Genomic DNA, 18592 nt, shown 5'->3' with positions numbered 1-18592 from the left:
GTCACCGCCTCATCGGGGTACGGGGACGTGGGCGAGCACTGAGGCGATGACGGAGTCCGGGGTGACTCCCTCCATTTCTGCCTCGGGCCGCAGGTGGATGCGATGACGGAGCGTAGGGAGCGCCAGGGCTTTCACATCGTCCGGGATGACATAGTCCCGGCCGGTCAGCCAGGCCCAGGCTCGGGCTGTCGACAGCAGTGCGGTGGTGCCTCGGGGGGAGACGCCGAGGGCGAGCGACGGGGAATCGCGCGTAGCACGGCAGATATCCACTACATAGCCGGCGATCTCGGGGGAGACGGTCGTCTTCGCGACGGCTTCGCGTGCCGCTTCCAGATCGGCGGGTCCGGCGACGGGCCGTATCCCCGCTGCCTTCAGGTCGCGCGGGTTGAAGCCGTCGGCGTGACGGGTGAGGACATCGATCTCGTCCTGCCGCGAGGGAAGCGGAACTGTCAGTTTGAGCAGGAAACGGTCCAGTTGGGCTTCGGGGAGGGGGTAGGTGCCTTCGTACTCGACGGGGTTCTGGGTCGCTGCGACGAGGAAGGGGTCAGGCAGTGGCCGAGGGGTTCCGTCCACCGTGACCTGCCGTTCCTCCATTGCTTCGAGGAGGGAGGACTGGGTCTTGGGAGGGGTGCGGTTGATCTCGTCCGCGATCAGCAGGTTGGTGAAGACGGGCCCGGGCTGGAAGGAGAACTCCGCGGTGCGCGCGTCGTAGACCAGCGAACCCGTGACGTCGCTGGGCATCAGGTCAGGGGTGAACTGGACGCGCTTGGTGTCGAGTTCGAGTGATGCGGCAAGTGCCCGCACCAGCAGGGTCTTGGCCACGCCGGGTACGCCTTCGAGGAGTACGTGTCCCCGGCAGAGCAGCGCGACGACGAGTCCGGTGACGGCGGGGTCCTGGCCGACAACGGCCTTGGCGATCTCGGAGCGCAGAGCCTCCAAGGAAGCGCGGGCGCTGTCGGACGGCTCCGGTTCCGTGAGCCCCATGGGGGCCGCTGCGGGCACCGTGGGCTCGGCCGGCTCGGGGGTCGGGGCGCTCATGAAGTGCGTACCTCTCTTTCGAGGGCGTCGAGTTGATCGGCGAGGAGGACCAGGGCGGCGTCGGTGGAGGGAGCTGTACCGAAGAGCAGCGTGGTGAGGTCGTTGTCCGGTGCGTTGACGCGTGTGGACAAGGCGGTGAGGAGGACAGCGGGGGTGTGCGCATCACGGACGGGCACTCCGGCGAGGGGCGCGATGCGTGTGCGGGTGGCGGCTCGGAGGGCGTCGGCGGCCCGGTCGCGGGCGTTGGCCTTGCGGTAGAGGAGGGAGCGGCCTTCGGCCGATTCGGACGCGCGGACGGCCACCGGCAGCTGTTCGGTCACCAGAGGGCCGAGTCGGCGGGCCCGCCAGACGGCGGCGAGGACTGCGGCGAGGGCGAGTTGAAGGGTTCCCCACAGCCAGCCGGAGGGGACGAGGTCGAGGAAGCTGCTCTCGTCGGCCGCGTCGTCCCTCGCCCCGTCCTCTGACTGGTCTTCGTTTCCGCCGCCGGGGGAGTCGTCGTCGGTTGTGGCGGATGGATCCGCGAGAGAGGGGAGGTACCAGACGAGATGGGGACGGGAGCCGAGCAGTTGCAGGGCGAGAGAGGCGTTGCCCTGCTGGTCGAGACGCTCGTTGTGGAGAAAGGCGGGGGAGCCGAGGATGACCGTGTCGCCGCCCGAACCGGTCGGGAGGACGATCAGACTGGGGAGGCCAGCAGTCGGGTAGCAGGTGACGGCGGTGGGGTCCTGCGTCGTGTAGCGGGTGCCGCCCATGTCCGCCGTGCCGGCCAACCGGGCGGCGGGGAGCTCGCACGACGGGGCGAGAGCACGGACGGCGTGGTGCGGCTCGGCGCGGACGCCGGGGGCGAGTCGGGCCGTGGCTCCCGGCCCGGGGGCGATCAGCAGGGTGCGTCCTGCGGAGGCGGAGGCGGAGGCGGTCGCGTCCAGTCGGAGCTGCTGCGACCGTGTCAGGAGGTTGGGGCCGGCGACGAGGAGCGTGGTGTCGGGGCCGGTCGCGGCGGTGGCTTCGTCGAGAGTGGTGGCGACGGTGACGGATATGCCGCGTGCCTTGAGGAGTTCGGCTACGGCGCGGCTTCCCTTGGGGTCCGCGGAGCGGGGGTCGAGCTGTCCGTGGTTCGTTCCGGAACGTACGACGGCGAACGTGATGCCGGCGACGACGAGGATGAGAACGACGGCCAGGATGCCTCGGGCACGGGTCCAGACCTGGCCAGGGGTGGGCGCCGTCGAGGTGGGGGAAGCGGTGGTCTCCGCGGTCATCCGGTGGCTCCTCGGGAGGTTCCGGGCAGCAGCGGCTTCGCTTCGTCGAGTTCGAGGTCGAGGGTGCGCAGGGACAGGTATGTCGGCTGGTCCGCGGAGCGGCCCCCGTATGTCACGTCGTCGAAGCTCCGGGCGGCGGCGCGCAGCCGGGCGGAGTGCTCGGGCAGGGCACGGCCCGCTTCGGCCGCGGCTTCGTCCGCTGTGCGGCCGGGGCGGGGGTCGAGCAGGGCGCGTTCCTCCAGGGACCGGACGATGGCTCGCATGCGTTCCTGGACGGCCTCGGTCCAGCGCAGAGCCGCGGCGTGTGTTTCGGCGGCGGCGCGGTGCTGGGCCGCGCAACGGGGGCCGGCGCCGTCGAAGAGAGCGTCCGTGCTCCGGGAGGAGCGTTGCGGAGTGCCGAGCCGCCACCAGAGGGCGGCGGCAAGGCCGACGACGATGACGATCAGGACGGCGAGTCCGGCAGGGCCGCCGGGGGCGGCACCCGCGGCGGCGTCGAATACTCCGGTGACCCAGTCCCAGAACTGGTTCAGGGCACGCTGGAGGAAGTTCGGGTCGTTCTCGTGGTACATCGGCTTGGACAGCTCGCTCTCGGCCGCCTCCCGCGCGGGGAGGCGTGGAGTGTCCACCGGTATGTCGCCCGATGCCGAGTCCCGCCGTGTGATGGTGATGCCCCCCGCCTCCGACACCGCATCAGCTCCCGGGGGTGTCGGTGCCGTAGCCGGGCAGTCCGGCGGCCCGCGCGAGGTCGAGGTCGAGCGCTTCGCGACGGATGCGCTGGTCCACGTAGAGGAGGGCCATCACGCCGGCGACGAAGGGGTAGATCAGTGTCGAGACGATCACTTCGCCGATGCCGGTGACGATCAGGAACGGCCAGCCGAAGGAAGGGGCGGTGCCGTTGAAGAACTCGCTGACGTCGGTTCCGTCGGCGATCACCGCGATGACGCCGAACGGGATGGAGACGAGGAACGTCAGCAGGAAGGTCAGCAGCCAGGTCAGGGCGAGGATTCCGAAGGTGCGCCACCACGCGCCGCGGACCAGCTTCGCCGACCTGCGCAGCGCGGCCACGATGCTCTGTCGTTCCAGCATCAGTGCGGGGGCGGCGAGTGCGAAGCTGACGTTCAGCCAGAGCATCACGACGCAGGCGGCGGCGAAGCCGAGGAAGGCGAGCGCCGCGCCTGCCTCGGAGCCCAGCAGGAGGCCGGGGCCGATGCCCACGGTCATGATCGCGGCCATGATCAGGGCCACCAGCACGGTCAGCCCGAGCAGCGGGAGGACGCGCGGGCGGGCCTCCGCCCAGGCGTCGGAGAGCGTGGTGGGACGGCCCAGCACCGAGCGGCTGATGACCACGGTGATGATCGACGCGGTGAAGAGCGTGGCGATCATCGTGACGAGGGAGGCCGGGGCCAGGGAGATCAGTGTCGACCGGGCGGAGTCGGTGGCCTGGCGGAGGGCTTCGGTACCGGTGGCGTTCGGGTCGACGGAGGTCGGTTCCGGCAGCAGGTAGCGCTGCATGAGGATGACGGCGACCTGGGTGACCACCGAGACCGCGAGGCTGAAGCCGAGTGCGGTGCGCCAGTGGGCGCGCAGGGCGGAGACGGAGCCGTCGAGGATCTCGCCGAGGCTCAGGGGGCGCAGCGGGATGACGCCGGGCTTCGCGGCCGGTGGCGGTCCTGCCCAGCCCTGTCGCTGCGGGCCACCGCCCCAGCCGGGGGCCGGCGGCCGGGTTCCGGGGCCACTGCCGGGGTTGTTCGGTGGGGACCACTGCCCGGGGGGCGGCTGCTCGGGGGACCACTGTCCCGTCGGGCCGCTTCCGTCCTGGGGGCCGGAGGGGCGGGGGATCGCCGTCTCCTTGCCGTCGGAGGGGGCAGATCCGGGCGACGCCCAGCCCGGAGAGTCGTTCATTCTCGCTCCTTCACCGTCCTGACCGCTCATCGGGGCGGCAGGTTGGCAGCCATCGTGCCACGCGTGGGTCCGGGGCGGACCAGCCGCTCTGTCTGCTCCGCGCCTTCATGTGCGGGCGGCTCACCGGGCAGACTGGGCGGATGGCTGATCAGGACGCGCAATCGACGGTGGGCCGCGAGCCTCCCGCGCTTTCCGTACTTCGCTGGGACGAGCCTCCGGAAGGTCCCGTGCTGGTGCTTCTCGACCAGACGCGGCTGCCCGCCGAGGAGGTCGAGCTGGTGTGCACCGACGTGCCCGCACTGGTGCGGGCGATCCGGACGCTGGCGGTGCGAGGGGCTCCGCTGCTCGGGATCGCCGGGGGCTACGGGGTGGCGCTCGCCGCGGCGCGGGGCTTCGATGTCGCGGAGGCGGCCGGTCTCCTGGAGGGAGCGCGCCCCACCGCTGTGAACCTCGGTTACGGGGTACGGCGGGTGGCGGCGGCCTACTGGGAGGCGTCCGGCAAGGGAGAGGGGGACGAGGCGGCCGCGGCGGCGGCGCTGGCCGAGGCGCGGGCGCTGCACCGGGAGGATGCCCGGGCCAGCAGCCGCATGGCGGAGTACGGCGAGGCGTTGCTCGAGGAGCTGTTGCCGGGCCGCGCCTACCGGCTGCTGACCCACTGCAACACCGGGGCGCTGGTCTCCGGCGGCGAGGGGACGGCGTTCGCCGTGGCGTTGCGGGCGAACCGGCAGGGGCGGTTGCGACGGCTGTGGGTGGACGAGACGCGGCCGCTGCTCCAGGGGGCCCGGCTGACCGCGTTCGAGGCGGCGCGCAGCGGTCTGGCGTACACCCTGCTCACGGACAACGCGGCGGGGTCCCTGTTCGCGGCCGGCGAGGTGGATGCGGTGCTCATAGGGGCGGACCGCATCGCTGCGGACGGCTCGGTGGCCAACAAGGTGGGAAGCTATCCGCTGGCCGTGCTCGCGAAGTACCACCACGTGCCCTTCATCGTGGTGGCGCCGACGACGACGGTGGATCTGGAGACTTCGGACGGCACATCGATCGTCGTCGAGCAGCGTTCCGGGAGGGAAGTGACGGAGCTCACACCCGCGTGGGGTGTATCGGCCGACGGCGGAGGCGGGATGGTCGTCGCACCCCTCGGGGCCCCGGCGTACAACCCGGCTTTCGACGTCACGCCGCCGGAACTGATCACGGCGATCGTCACCGAGGAGGGCGCTGTTTCCCCGGTCACGGGGGCCGGACTGGCAGAGCTGTGTGCCAGGTCATCGCAGGTAACGATTAGCTAATGGGATGATGTCGATTATGAAGGGACGCGTCCTTGTCGTCGACGACGACACCGCACTGGCCGAGATGCTCGGGATTGTGCTGCGTGGAGAAGGTTTCGAGCCGTCGTTCGTAGCGGACGGCGACAAGGCACTGGCCGCATTTCGTGAGGCCAAGCCGGACCTGGTGCTGCTCGACCTCATGCTGCCCGGAAGGGACGGCATCGAGGTGTGCAGGCTGATCAGGGCCGAGTCCGGTGTGCCGATCGTCATGCTCACCGCCAAGAGCGACACTGTCGATGTCGTGGTCGGCCTGGAATCAGGGGCCGACGACTACATCGTCAAGCCGTTCAAACCTAAGGAGTTGGTTGCCCGGATCAGGGCACGTCTGCGGAGGTCCGAAGAGCCCGCGCCGGAGCAGTTGACCATCGGTGACCTGGTCATCGACGTGGCCGGCCACTCCGTGAAGCGGGAGGGGCAGTCCATCGCCCTGACTCCGCTGGAGTTCGACCTGCTGGTCGCGCTCGCCCGCAAGCCGTGGCAGGTCTTCACCCGTGAGGTCCTGCTGGAACAGGTGTGGGGTTACCGCCACGCGGCCGACACCCGCCTGGTGAATGTGCATGTCCAGCGTCTGCGTTCCAAGGTCGAGAAAGACCCGGAACGGCCGGAGATCGTCGTGACGGTCCGAGGCGTCGGCTACAAGGCCGGACCGAGCTGAGATGGCCCGAGGCAGCGCTGCTCCGGGGCCCGGTGAACCGGGAGTCCGTACGGAGCGGGCTGCCGGCCCGGGACGGAAGGCGTCACGTATGAGCCGTTTCCTGCGGGGCGGCCGGTTGTTCGAAAACCGGACGCCCGGCGGACCCGTGCCGCGGTTGCTGATGCGCTGGGTGCGCCGTCCTCTGCTGCCCGCCGTCCGGTTGTGGCGGCGCAATCTGCAGCTCCGCGTCGTCGCGGGCACCTTGCTGATGTCGATCGGGGTCGTGCTGCTGCTCGGCTTCGTCGTCATCGGCCAGGTGCGCAACGGCCTGCTCGAGGCCAAGGGCACGGCCGCCCAGACCCAGGCCGTCGGCGGTTTCGCCGCGGCCCAGGAAAAGGCCAACGCCCCCATCGCCCCCGATGGGCAGGGGAGCGAGCGCACCGACGGGATGACCGGGAGCACCTCCTGGCGTACCGAACTCGTCGACCAGCTCGCCAGCGGCGGCAAGAACGCCTTCAACGTGGTGGCGCTCAGCGTCGACTCGGTGGCCGAGGGAGCGAGCAGCCGTGCCGCGCGCGGTTCGGGCAGCGTCGAGGCGTCCAGCGTGCCCGAGCGCCTGCGGCGGGACGTGAGCAGCAAGCAGGGCGCGTTCCAGACGTACTCCGAGATCCGGTACTCGTACGGCACGGAAGCGCAACCGGGGCTCGTCGTCGGCAAGCGGCTCTACGACATCGACCAACAGCCCTACGAGCTCTACTACCTCTTCCCGCTCACGCAGGAGGAGAAGTCCCTGACCCTGGTCAAGACGACCCTGGCGACCGCCGGACTGTTCGTCGTCGTGCTGCTCGGGGCCATCGCCTGGTTCGTGGTGCGGCAGGTCGTCACACCGGTGCGGATGGCCGCCGGCATCGCCGAGCGGCTCTCCGCGGGCAAGCTGCAGGAACGGATGAAGGTCACCGGCGAGGACGACATCGCCCGGCTCGGCGAGGCCTTCAACAAGATGGCCCAGAACCTCCAGCTGAAGATCCAGCAGTTGGAGGAGCTCTCCCGGATGCAGCGGCGCTTCGTCTCCGACGTCTCGCACGAGCTGCGGACCCCTCTCACGACCGTCAGGATGGCCGCCGACGTCATCCACGAGGCGCGTGCCGACTTCGACCCCGTGACCGCGCGCTCCGCCGAGCTGCTCGGCGACCAGCTCGACCGGTTCGAGTCGCTGCTCGCCGATCTGCTGGAGATCAGCCGGTTCGACGCGGGTGCCGCGGCCCTGGAGGCCGAGCCGATAGACCTGCGGACCGTGGTGCACCGGGTGATCGGTGGCGCCGAGCCGCTCGCCGAGCGCAAGGGCACCCGGATCCTGGTCGTCGGCGACGAACAGCCGGTGATAGCCGAGGCCGATGCCCGCCGCGTCGAACGCGTCCTGCGCAACCTCGTGGTCAACGCCGTCGAACACGGTGAGGGCCGGGACGTCGTGGTGCGGATGGGCGTGGCCCAGGGCGCGGTCGCCGTGGCCGTCCGGGACTACGGGGTCGGGCTCAAGCCCGGCGAGGCGACCCGGGTCTTCAACCGGTTCTGGCGCGCCGACCCGGCGCGGGCCCGGACGACCGGCGGGACGGGCCTGGGCCTGTCGATCGCCGTGGAGGACGCCCGGCTGCACGGCGGCTGGCTCCAGGCCTGGGGAGAGCCGGGAGGCGGCTCGCAGTTCAGGCTGACCCTGCCGCGTACGGCGGACGAGCCTCTGCGTGGCTCGCCGATACCGCTGGAGCCCGAGGACTCGCGGCGCAACCGGGACAACCGGGAACGTGACGAGGCCGGGGTGGGCGCGTCGGACGGCCACCGGCTGATGTCCGTGCCGCCCCAGCCCGGGGCCGGCGAGCGTTCGCCGCTGCCCGTGCCCGGCCGCGGCCCCGCCGTCCGCACCGGCGCCCCCTCGTCGGTGCACCCCGCGGCGCTGCCCGGCAACGGGGCGCGTGTCGTGGCGCGCCCGGCCCAGGAGCGCCCCGGCGGCCGTTCGGGCGACGGCGTACTCGATTCCGACCAGGAGGACACCACTCGTGGGTACTGACCGCCGTCCGGGCGGCCGGGGACGGGCGGTGCGGATGTCCGCGCTGCTGGTCTGCGGCACCGTCGTGCTGGCCGGGTGCGGCTCGATGCCGGTGACCGGGGACGTCAAGGCGGTCGACGCCTCGCAGCCCGGGGACTCCCAGGTGCAGGTGTACGCGGTCGCGCCCCGGGAAGGCGCGCCGCCCAGCGAGATCGTCGACGGCTTCCTGGAGTCGATGACCAGTGACGACCCCGCGTTCGCGACCACCCGGAAGTATCTGAGCGCCGCCGCCCGGAACACCTGGCAGCCCAGCAGCGGCATCACGGTGCTCGCCCAGGCTCCCCACCGCAGCGGCCCCCTGCTCCACGACGAGGACAACCGGGCCGGCCGGGACAGGGAGACGACCTACACGTTGACCGGCGAGAAGGTGGCGGCGGTCGACGCCCAGAGTTCCTACCGTCCGTTCGCGCCCGCCGACTACTCCCAGGCCCTGCACCTGGTGCGGGAGAAGGGGGCGGACGGGAAGCAGGAGTGGCGCATCGACATCGTGCCGGACGGCCTGCTCCTCGGGCAGTCCGACTTCAAGCGGCTCTACCGCTCCGTGAACAAGTACTACTTCGCCGCCGGGCGGACGAACGGCCGGTTGACGCTCGTCGCGGACCCCGTCCACGTACGCAACCGTACGGATCCGGTCACGCGCATGGACACCGCGGCTCAGACCGTCAGGACGCTGCTCGCCGGGCCGTCGAACTGGCTGCGGCCCGTGGTCGACTCCCGGTTCCCGGCGGGGACCACCCTGCGCAAGGACGTCGTCGCGCTGGCGCCGGACGATGAGAACGTCCTGAAGGTGCGGCTCAACCGGAAGGCCGACACGGTGGACCGGAGTGCCTGCCGGATGATGGCCGCCCAGGTGCTGTTCACGCTGGGGGACCTGACCTCGGCGCGGGTCGAGCGGGTGGAGCTGGAGGGAAGCAAGGGTCAGCTCTGCGGGCTGGACGCCGAGGACGGGCCGGAGTTCTCCGCCGACCAGGGTTCCGACGGGGACGACAGCCAGTACTTCATCAACGAGAAGGGCCAGGTGGAGCGGATCCCCGGCGCCACCGACGGCACCGGAACGCCCGAGCCCGTGACCGGCCCGCTCGGTGCGGGCGCCGTCCCGATGGGCGCCGTCGGGGTGGCCCGGGACGAACAGCGGGCCGCCGCGGTCTCCGCCGACGGGCATCACCTCTACGTGTCGTCCCTGGAGACGGAGGGCGAACTGGCCGAACCCCTCGTCAGCAGTAAGGGGAAGAAGGCCGCGGACCGGCTGTCGTCGCCGAGCTGGGACGGCCGCGGCGACCTGTGGGTCGCCGACCGCGATCCGGCCGGTTCCGGGCTGCTGCGGCTGGCCGGGGGCGCGGGCGAGGCGCAGCAGGTCCGGGTGCCGGGCCTCGACGGCGCCAGGATCGAGGAGCTGCGGATGTCCGCGGACGGGGTGCGGATCGCTCTGCTGCTGCGGAAGGACGGCCGTACGACGCTGAACATCGGCCGGGTCGAGCGCCGGGGCTCCTCCGTGGCGCCCGACGTCTCGGTCGAGGACCTGCGCCAGGCCGCGCCGCAGCTCACGGATGTGACGGCCGTCTCCTGGTCCGGACGCAGCCGGCTGGTGGTCGTGGGCAAGGAGGAGGGCGGCGTCCAGCAGGTGCGTTACGTGCAGGCGGACGGCTCCACGTCGGCCTCGGGGTCGTTGCCCGGGGTGAACCAGGTCCAGTCGGTCGCCGCGGCGGACGACGAGCTGCTTCCGCTGATGGCGGAGACCGTCAGCGACGGCATAGTGAAGCTCTCGCCGGGCGACAACTGGCAGACGGTCCTCAAACAGGGCACGTCGCTGGTCTACCCCGGCTGATCCGGTCCCTCCCGGCTGATCCCGCAGCCGGCGGGGCTCCGCCCGGCACCGGGGGTTTTCCACAGGGGTGGTCCGGTCCCGGCGGCCCCCGGCACAGTGAGGTCATGCGGAACGCGTGGCAGGAGCTGTCCGGTCTGCTGCTGCCGGTGGCCTGTGCCGGCTGCGGCAGACCGCGCACCGAGCTGTGCGCGGCCTGCGGAGCCGCGTTGCACGGTACGGCCGTCCGCCTGGTCCGGCCCTCGCCCCGGCCTCCGGGGCTTCCCGCGGTGTACGCGGCCGCGCCGTACGAGAACGCCGTACGCGCGGTTCTGCTGGCCCACAAGGAGCGAGGGGCACTGGGGCTGGCCGGGGTGCTCGGGCGGGCCCTGGCGGGTGGTGTACGGGCCTGGGCGGGGCGGCCGGGCGGTGCGGGCCCCCTGCTGCTGGTCCCCGTGCCCTCGGCGCGTAGCTCGACCGCGGCGCGTGGCCATGACCCGGTGCGCAGGATCGCCGCCGCGGCCGCGCGGGACCTCCGGCGCGAGGGGCTGGCGGCCGAGGTGGTTCCGTTGTTGCGGCAGCGGCGGAAGGTCGCCGACCAGTCGGGTCTCGGGGCGCGGCAGCGGCGGGCGAATCTGGCCGGAGCGCTGGAGCTCACGGAGAGGGGAGGGCGACTCCTCCGGCACGGAATCCTCGGGCACACCCCTCTCCGGCACGGCACGGTGATTCTGGTCGACGATCTGTTGACGACGGGATCGACGCTGGCGGAGGCGGCACGGGCCTTCGGCGAGGGGTGCGGAGCCGGTCGGGAGCGCTCCGGGCACGGAGCGTGCCGGGCCGCGGTCGTCGCGGCCTCTCCCTCCGCCTTCGAAATAAACCGGAACTGACGGAGAACCCGCATCGTTGCAGGTAATGAGAGGGCAATACGCCCTGAACGGAGGTACGTGCCAGTAGCGGGTGCCGAGACCCTGGTGTGCAGGCTATGTTCGGTTGTGAGGAACGGTGAATGCCGGACCTCGATGAATGCACCAACAGGTTTCGGGCAGGTAACTCACCGGTAGGAGAAGCACGCGAGTCGGTGGGGTTGCGACCCTTCCGACGGGGGAGGAGGAGGCGAAAGCCACCGAGTCCGAGGCCCTGGTGATCTCCGGGGCCTGGTGCAAAAGGGAGATGCTCCGCCGCTGAGCGGGGCGATCCGGGAACGGAGTTCTGCGTGGACATCGTCGTCAAGGGCCGCAAGACCGAGGTGCCCGAGCGGTTCCGCAAGCACGTGGCCGAGAAGCTGAAGCTGGACAAGATCCAGAAGTTCGACGGCAAGGTGATCAGCCTCGACGTCGAGGTGTCCAAGGAGCCGAATCCCCGTCAGGCCGACCGTTCCGACCGGGTGGAGATCACGCTCCGCTCCCGGGGACCGGTCATCCGGGCGGAAGCGGCGGCGGGCGACCCTTACGCAGCGCTCGACCTGGCCACCGGAAAGCTGGAGGCCCGGCTGCGCAAGCAGCACGACAAGCGCTACAGCCGCCGTGGCAACGGCCGTCTGTCTGCTGCCGAGGTCGGGGACGTGGTCCCCGGCGTCGCTTCGTTCGACGAGGACGGTGAACTGGTCGGCGACCAGCCGTCGGAGCCCGTCCCCACCACGAAGATCGGCTCGCTCGAAGTACAGGGCGAAGGGCCGCTCGTGATGCGCGAGAAGACCCACACCGCCGCACCGATGTCGCTCGACCAGGCGCTCTACGAGATGGAACTGGTCGGCCACGACTTCTACTTGTTCGTCGACTCCGAGACGAAGGAGCCCAGTGTCGTCTACCGGCGACACGCCTACGACTACGGCGTCATCCACCTGAGGACCGACCCGCTCGCCGCGGACGAAGCAGGCGGCGCGGGCGGTGCGCTCGGCGGCTGAGGCCACAGCGCCGAGGTGCCCCCGGGGAGCTTTCGCGCCACCGGGGGCACCCGCGCACGGGGCGCACGGGCACAGGACCACCGTGCCGGGGGCCGGGCATGGAATCATGGCGGCCCGAAGCCAATCGGTGTTCCACGAAGTGCCGTTGGCGAACGACCGACACTTCAGGCCGTGGCCTTCAGGGGGAGGAACGATGGCGGACACCTTCGGGCCCGTGCGCGATGCGAACGACTCCGACGACGACACCGGTGCGTACACCGGCGCCGACGCGGACAGCGCTTCACGCAAGGAGCCCATCAGGGTCCTCGTGGTCGATGACCACGCGCTCTTCCGCAGGGGCCTGGAGATCGTCCTCGCCCAGGAGGAGGACATCCAGGTCATCGGCGAGGCCGGGGACGGCTCCGAGGCGGTCGACAAGGCCGCCGACCTGCTGCCCGACATCGTTCTGATGGATGTCCGGATGCCCAAGCGCGGCGGCATCGAGGCCTGTACGGCCATCAAGGAGGTGGCCCCCAGCGCGAAGATCATCATGCTGACGATCAGCGACGAGGAAGCCGATCTCTACGAGGCGATCAAGGCGGGCGCGACCGGATATCTCCTCAAGGAGATCTCCACCGACGAGGTCGCCACAGCCATTCGCGCGGTCGCCGACGGGCAGTCCCAGATCAGCCCCTCCATGGCCTCCAAGCTGCTCACCGAGTTCAAATCGATGATCCAGCGCACCGACGAGCGGCGGCTCGTTCCGGCGCCCCGGCTCACCGAACGCGAACTGGAAGTGCTGAAACTCGTGGCGACCGGCATGAACAACCGGGATATCGCCAAGGAGTTGTTCATCTCCGAGAACACGGTGAAGAACCACGTCCGCAATATCCTGGAGAAACTGCAGCTGCACTCCCGGATGGAAGCCGTGGTCTATGCCATGCGCGAGAAGATCCTGGAGATCAGATAGCGGACGGGCCCCGCCCACCGCCGCGGCCCCGGCGAGCGGTAGCCGGCCGGAGGCGGCCGTTCAACAGCAACCGGTCAACAGCAACCGGTCAACAGCAACCAATCAGTAGCAACCGGTCAGCGGTGGGCGCGCTGAAGCGCGTGGCCGATCTCCGACCTGAGCGGCTCGCGCAGCTGCGGGGCGTCCACCCGGTCCACCCGGATGTCCGTGCAGCCCACCCAGGCCGCCGCCTCCACCAGGGCCTCGGCCATCGGGACCACCGCCTTCGGGCCGGCCAGCGACGCCTGCCGGGCGACCAGCGTGGTGCCCTCGCGCGCCGGGTCGACCCGGCCCTGCAGCTTTCCGCCCGCCAGCAACGGCATCGCGAAGTAGCCGTGGACCCGCTTCTGCTTGGGCACGTAGGCCTCCAGCCGATGCGTGAAGCCGAAGATGCGCTCCGTGCGCGCCCGCTCCCAGATCAGGGAGTCGAACGGCGACAACAGCGTCGTACGGTGGCGTCCGCGCACCTCCTTGGCCAGGGCCTCCGGGTCCGCCCAGGCCGGCTTCGCCCAGCCCTCGACCACGACCGGGACCAGCCCCGAGTCCGCCACCACGGCGTCGAACTCCTCGCCCTTCAGCCGGTGGTAGTCCGCGATGTCGCCGCGGGTGCCGACGCCGAGGGACTTGCCCGCCAGCGCCACCAGCCGCCTCCGGCACTCGGCGTCACTCAGGTCGTCGTGCAGCAGCGCGTCCGGGATGGCCCGCTCGGCCAGGTCGTAGACCCGCTTCCAGCCGCGCCGCTCGGTGCACACCACCTCGCCGTACATCAGGGCCCGCTCGACGGCGACCTTGGACGCCGACCAGTCCCACCACTCGCCGCCGTTCTTCGCGCCGCCCAGCTCGGTCGCCGTCAGCGGGCCCTCGTCGCGCAGCTGCTTGATCACTGTCTCGTACGAGCCGTCGGGCAGATCGTGGCCCCAGTGCGGGCGGGAGCGGTAGGCACGGCGGCGGAACGCGAAGTGCGGCCACTCCTCGACGGGCAGGATGCACGCCGCGTGCGACCAGTACTCGAAGGTCCGGCCGCCCGACCAGTAGGCGTCCTCCACCGTCCGGCGGCTCACGGGGCCGAGCCGGGCGTAGGGAATCAGCTCGTGCGAGCGGGCCAGGACCGAGATCGTGTCCAGCTGGACCGCGCCGAGGTGCCGCAGCACCCCCGGCACCCCCGCCCGGCGGTCCGGAGCCCCCAGGAAGCCCTGGGCACGCAGCGCTATGCGGCGGGCCTGGTCGGCGGAGAGTTCGACTGCGGGAGGAGGCACAGGCGTCATACGTCGAACCCTAGACGGCGCCACTGACAGCCCGGGCCACGGACGGCGTACACGGATCAGGCCGGTGACGGCCCGGGTTCCGTGGCCCCGCCGGGCCGTGCAGCATGCCGCACGGGGACGTACGGGTGGGCGCCGGCGAGCCCCAGGTCGGACGGGAGCAGGGCCGCCGTCCAGGCGTCGCGCCGCACCCCTTTGTTGAGCAGCCCGGACCGCTGGTCGCCCTCCGGCCGGAAGCCCGCCCGCAGGACGACGGCCCGCGAGGCCAGGTTGCCGATCTCGGCCCGCCACTCCAGCCGGTCCGCCCCGAGGGAGGAGAACGCCCAGCGGGCGGAGCCGAGCACCGCCTCGGTGACGTAACCGCGGCCGCGGTGCTCCTTGGCGGACCAGTAGCCGACCTCGTACGTTCCCGGCCGGCTGCGGCGGTCGATGCCGAGCGCACCGACGAGCGCCCCGGTCTCCCGCAGGACCAGGGCGAAGCCGTAGGAGGAGTCGTCCTGCCAGCCCGCCGGGCACAGCTTCGTGGTGAACACCTCCGCGTCGGTGAGGCGGTAGGGGGAAGGGATCACCGTCCAGCGCTGAATGTCCGGGTCCTGACAGGCGGCGTGCACGGGATACGTGTCCTGCGGGCCGAAGGGCCGCAGCAGCAGGCGTTCCGTGGTGAGAGTGATCGGCTCCATGGACCGATTCTCGTGAGCCCACTTCCTGGATGCGAGCACTTTTGGGGCTTCCCGGCACCTTCCGTGCGTTTGGACCGTTGTCCTGGAAGGGTGCGGCGAGGTCCACGCGACGGCAGCCCTCCCGACGCGGTGGTGTCCTCGCTTACGATGGCCGTTGCGGTGGGGCCCACCTGCCGTGCCCGCGCCAGAGTCCATTACACGACCCAGTGCCAGGCCCGACCGGCAAGGAGACCAGCCTCAGTGTCCGTCTTCAACAAGCTCATGCGTGCAGGCGAAGGCAAGATCCTGCGCAAACTGCACCGCATCGCGGACCAGGTCAGCTCCATCGAAGAGGACTTCGTCAACCTCTCCGACGCCGAGCTGCGGGCGCTCACCGACGAGTACAAGGAACGGTACGCGGACGGCGAGAGCCTGGACGACCTGCTTCCCGAAGCGTTCGCCACGATCCGTGAGGCCGCGAAGCGCGTCCTCGGACAGCGCCACTACGACGTACAGATGATGGGCGGAGCCGCCCTGCACCTCGGCTACGTGGCCGAGATGAAGACCGGTGAGGGCAAGACTCTCGTCGGCACCCTGCCCACGTATCTGAACGCCCTCTCCGGCAAGGGCGTGCACCTGATCACGGTCAACGACTATCTCGCCGAGCGTGACTCCGAGATGATGGGCCGGGTCCACAAGTTCCTCGGCCTGAGCGTCGGCTGCATCGTCGCCAACATGACGCCGGCCCAGCGCCGTGAGCAGTACGCCTGCGACATCACGTACGGCACGAACAACGAGTTCGGCTTCGACTACCTCCGCGACAACATGGCGTGGTCCAAGGACGAGCTCGTCCAGCGCGGCCACAACTTCGCGGTGGTCGACGAGGTCGACTCGATCCTCGTCGACGAGGCCCGTACGCCGCTGATCATCTCCGGCCCGGCCGACCAGGCCACCAAGTGGTACGGCGACTTCGCCAAGCTGGTCACGCGCCTCACCAAGGGTGAGGCGGGCAACCAGCTCAAGGGCATCGAGGAGACCGGCGACTACGAGGTCGACGAGAAGAAGCGGACCGTGGCCATCCACGAGGCCGGTGTCGCCAAGGTCGAGGACTGGCTCGGCATCGACAACCTCTACGAGTCGGTGAACACCCCGCTCGTCGGTTATCTGAACAACGCCATCAAGGCCAAGGAACTGTTCAAGAAGGACAAGGACTACGTCGTCATCGACGGCGAAGTCATGATCGTCGACGAGCACACCGGCCGTATCCTCGCCGGCCGCCGCTACAACGAGGGCATGCACCAGGCGATCGAGGCGAAGGAAGGGGTGGACATCAAGGACGAGAACCAGACCCTCGCCACGATCACCCTGCAGAACTTCTTCCGCCTCTACGACAAGCTCTCCGGCATGACCGGTACGGCGATGACCGAGGCCGCCGAGTTCCACCAGATCTACAAGCTCGGCGTGGTGCCGATCCCGACGAACCGGCCGATGGTCCGCGCCGACCAGTCGGACCTGATCTACCGCACCGAGGTCGCCAAGTTCGCCGCGGTCGTCGACGACATCGCCGAGAAGCACGAGAAGGGCCAGCCGATCCTGGTCGGCACCACCTCGGTCGAGAAGTCCGAGTACCTCTCCCAGCAGCTCTCCAAGCGCGGTGTCCAGCACGAGGTCCTCAACGCCAAGCAGCACGACCGGGAGGCGACGATCGTCGCCCAGGCGGGCCGCAAGGGCGCCGTCACGGTCGCGACGAACATGGCCGGCCGAGGCACCGACATCAAGCTCGGCGGCAACCCTGACGACCTCGCCGAGGCGGAGCTGCGCCAGCGCGGCCTCGACCCGGTGGAGAACGTCGAGGAGTGGGCGGCAGCGCTGCCCGCCGCGCTGGAGGCGGCCGAGCAGGCCGTGAAGGCGGAGTTCGAAGAGGTCAAGGAGCTTGGCGGGCTCTACGTGCTGGGCACCGAACGGCATGAGTCGCGCCGTATCGACAACCAGCTGCGCGGCCGTTCCGGCCGTCAGGGCGACCCGGGCGAGTCCCGTTTCTACCTGTCGCTCGGCGATGACCTGATGCGCCTGTTCAAGGCCCAGATGGTCGAGCGCGTCATGTCGATGGCGAACGTTCCGGACGACGTCCCGATCGAGAACAAGATGGTCACCCGCGCCATCGCCTCCGCCCAGTCGCAGGTCGAGCAGCAGAACTTCGAGACGCGTAAGAACGTCCTGAAGTACGACGAGGTGCTCAACCGGCAGCGCGAGGTCATCTACGGTGAGCGCCGCCGCGTTCTGGAGGGCGAGGACCTCCAGGACCAGATCCGGCACTTCATGGACGACACGATCGACGACTACATCCGGCAGGAGACCGCCGAAGGCTTCGCCGAGGAGTGGGACCTGGACCGGCTGTGGGGCGCCTTCAAGCAGCTCTACCCGGTGAAGGTCACCGTCGAGGAGCTGGAGGAGGCGGCCGGGGACCTGGCCGGCGTCACCGCCGAGTTCATCGCCGAGTCGGTCAAGAACGACATCCACGAGCAGTACGAGGAGCGCGAGAACACGCTCGGCTCCGACATCATGCGTGAGCTGGAGCGGCGCGTCGTCCTCTCGGTGCTCGACCGCAAGTGGCGCGAGCACCTCTACGAGATGGACTACCTCCAGGAGGGCATCGGCCTGCGGGCCATGGCGCAGAAGGACCCGCTGGTCGAGTACCAGCGCGAGGGCTTCGACATGTTCAACGCCATGATGGAGGGCATCAAGGAGGAGTCCGTCGGCTACCTGTTCAACCTGGAGGTCCAGGTCGAGCAGCAGGTCGAGGAGGTTCCGGTGCAGGACGGCGCCGAGCGCACCTCGCTGGACAAGGAGAGCGCCGTTCCCGTCCCGCAGATCCGCGCCAAGGGCCTGGAGGCCCCGCAGCGGCCGGACCGGCTCCACTTCTCCGCTCCCACGGTGGACGGGGAGGGCGGTGTCGTCGAGGGTGACTTCGCCAATGACGACGCCACCGGTGACACGCGGTCCGGTTCCGCCGACGGCATGACGCGTGCGGAGCGCCGCAAGGCCCAGAAGGGCGGCGGCCGCCGCCGCAAGAAGTAGCACCAGCGGTACCGCGGCAGGGGCCGGACACCAGGGGGTGTCCGGCCCCTGCCGCGGTTTCCGGATCACCGGGGGCCGGTGCGGCCGGCCGTGAGGCGCTCGCCGCCCAGTTCCACCGCGGCGCAGCGCCAGCGATGGTCGGCGCCCTGTTCCAGGCGGAAGGCCATCGCCCGGACCCGGTCGCCCGCGGTGATGCTGGCGAACGCCTCGACCACGCCGGTGGCGGGCTGCGCCCCGCGGCAGTGGCGAAGGACGGGGCGGCTGCCCCGGGTGGCCCCCAGTGGGGTGCTCGGGGCCAGTTCGGCGAGCTGGTCGTAGGCCTCGCCGATGGTGTGGCCGAGCATCCAGTGCACCGGGCGCTGGCCGCTGAGGACGGCGAGCAGGCGCTCGGCGAACCACTGGTGCGGGCGCTGCGGCCGGTGGGGCTGCTGCCTGCGGGACCGCTGCGGAGGAACGGTCCGGGGACCACCCTGGTCGCGTCGGCCGGCGGGCCTCGTCCTGTCCATGCTCATGATCGTCGCCCCCGTTGACCGGGCCCGGTTCTACCGGACGGTAACTTGTGTTGGGGATCTTCTACGGGTGCGGTCGTCAGCGACGCAAGGGGCCTCCGGGCGCCGATCGGGCGTGGGCGGAATCACCTATCCGTGGCTC

Annotated in this window: 15 protein-coding genes; 8 read left to right on the top strand and 7 right to left on the bottom strand. The window is 70.6% G+C overall.

Translation table 11 applies throughout. The features are described 5' to 3' along the window. Positions 1 to 9 precede the first annotated feature (9 nt). The 4 genes from PSQ21_RS11995 to PSQ21_RS11980 are packed head-to-tail and all read right to left on the bottom strand — an operon-like array spanning position 10 to position 4193. Positions 10 to 1038, bottom strand: coding sequence for an AAA family ATPase (locus PSQ21_RS11995; protein WP_397991785.1), 1029 nt, complete (start codon positions 1036 to 1038; stop codon positions 10 to 12). Beyond that, positions 1035 to 2291, bottom strand: a complete 1257-nt coding sequence (locus PSQ21_RS11990; RefSeq protein ID WP_274030473.1) for a DUF4350 domain-containing protein — start codon at positions 2289 to 2291, stop codon at positions 1035 to 1037. The genes PSQ21_RS11995 and PSQ21_RS11990 overlap by 4 nt, the downstream gene beginning before the upstream one ends. Next, on the bottom strand, positions 2288 to 2977 hold the full coding sequence (locus tag PSQ21_RS11985) for a DUF4129 domain-containing protein (protein ID WP_274030472.1): 690 nt from the start codon (positions 2975 to 2977) through the stop codon (positions 2288 to 2290). The genes PSQ21_RS11990 and PSQ21_RS11985 overlap by 4 nt, the downstream gene beginning before the upstream one ends. A 4-nt stretch (positions 2978 to 2981) precedes the next feature. Beyond that, positions 2982 to 4193 carry a hypothetical protein gene (locus PSQ21_RS11980; RefSeq protein WP_274030471.1) on the bottom strand — a complete coding sequence of 404 codons (1212 nt, stop codon included), beginning with the start codon at positions 4191 to 4193 and terminating at the stop codon, positions 2982 to 2984. Positions 4194 to 4333: 140 nt separating this feature from the next. Here PSQ21_RS11980 and mtnA point away from each other — a divergent pair, with 140 nt between their 5' ends. The 7 genes from mtnA (at position 4334) to PSQ21_RS11945 (ending at position 12903) form a co-directional block, all read left to right on the top strand. Then, on the top strand, positions 4334 to 5476 hold the full coding sequence (gene mtnA, locus PSQ21_RS11975) for an S-methyl-5-thioribose-1-phosphate isomerase (protein ID WP_274030470.1): 1143 nt from the start codon (positions 4334 to 4336) through the stop codon (positions 5474 to 5476). 4 nt (positions 5477 to 5480) lie between these two features. After that, positions 5481 to 6170: a two-component system response regulator MtrA gene (gene mtrA, locus PSQ21_RS11970; RefSeq protein WP_007448372.1), complete on the top strand. Its 690-nt coding sequence runs from the start codon at positions 5481 to 5483 to the stop codon at positions 6168 to 6170. 1 nt (position 6171) lies between these two features. Then, the gene (mtrB, locus tag PSQ21_RS11965) at positions 6172 to 8211 is read left to right on the top strand and encodes an MtrAB system histidine kinase MtrB (protein ID WP_274030469.1); all 2040 of its coding nucleotides are present in this window, start codon (positions 6172 to 6174) and stop codon (positions 8209 to 8211) included. Positions 8212 to 8245: 34 nt separating this feature from the next. Next, complete coding sequence (locus tag PSQ21_RS11960) at positions 8246 to 10075, top strand: LpqB family beta-propeller domain-containing protein (protein WP_274035717.1); 1830 nt, start codon at positions 8246 to 8248, stop codon at positions 10073 to 10075. 104 nt (positions 10076 to 10179) lie between these two features. Beyond that, positions 10180 to 10938: a ComF family protein gene (locus PSQ21_RS11955; RefSeq protein WP_274030468.1), complete on the top strand. Its 759-nt coding sequence runs from the start codon at positions 10180 to 10182 to the stop codon at positions 10936 to 10938. Between the two features lie 326 nt (positions 10939 to 11264). Beyond that, positions 11265 to 11954, top strand: a complete 690-nt coding sequence (gene hpf, locus PSQ21_RS11950) for a ribosome hibernation-promoting factor, HPF/YfiA family (protein ID WP_003968752.1) — start codon at positions 11265 to 11267, stop codon at positions 11952 to 11954. 193 nt (positions 11955 to 12147) lie between these two features. Further along, a complete protein-coding gene (locus tag PSQ21_RS11945) occupies positions 12148 to 12903 on the top strand; it encodes a response regulator (protein WP_274030467.1) in 756 nt (251 codons plus the stop codon). A 116-nt stretch (positions 12904 to 13019) separates the two neighbouring features. Here PSQ21_RS11945 and PSQ21_RS11940 read toward each other — a convergent pair whose 3' ends face one another. Together PSQ21_RS11940 and PSQ21_RS11935 are read right to left on the bottom strand one after the other, a co-directional pair. Next, entirely contained in the window at positions 13020 to 14207 is a 1188-nt protein-coding gene (locus PSQ21_RS11940; protein WP_274030466.1) for a winged helix-turn-helix domain-containing protein, read from the bottom strand. 56 nt (positions 14208 to 14263) lie between these two features. Then, positions 14264 to 14884: a GNAT family N-acetyltransferase gene (locus PSQ21_RS11935; protein ID WP_274030465.1), complete on the bottom strand. Its 621-nt coding sequence runs from the start codon at positions 14882 to 14884 to the stop codon at positions 14264 to 14266. Positions 14885 to 15124: 240 nt separating this feature from the next. On the opposite strand from PSQ21_RS11935, the gene secA reads away from it, so the two are divergent. Continuing rightward, positions 15125 to 17941: a preprotein translocase subunit SecA gene (secA, locus tag PSQ21_RS11930; protein WP_274030464.1), complete on the top strand. Its 2817-nt coding sequence runs from the start codon at positions 15125 to 15127 to the stop codon at positions 17939 to 17941. Positions 17942 to 18006: 65 nt separating this feature from the next. Here secA and PSQ21_RS11925 read toward each other — a convergent pair whose 3' ends face one another. Further along, a complete protein-coding gene (locus PSQ21_RS11925; protein ID WP_274030463.1) occupies positions 18007 to 18453 on the bottom strand; it encodes an Rv3235 family protein in 447 nt (148 codons plus the stop codon). Between the last annotated feature and the right edge of the window lie 139 nt (positions 18454 to 18592).

The organism is Streptomyces sp. MMBL 11-1, from assembly GCF_028622875.1.
GTDB lineage: Bacteria > Actinomycetota > Actinomycetes > Streptomycetales > Streptomycetaceae > Streptomyces.
The sequence above is the reverse complement of the archived record's forward strand: the minus strand, read 5'-3'. Positions and strand labels throughout refer to the sequence as shown.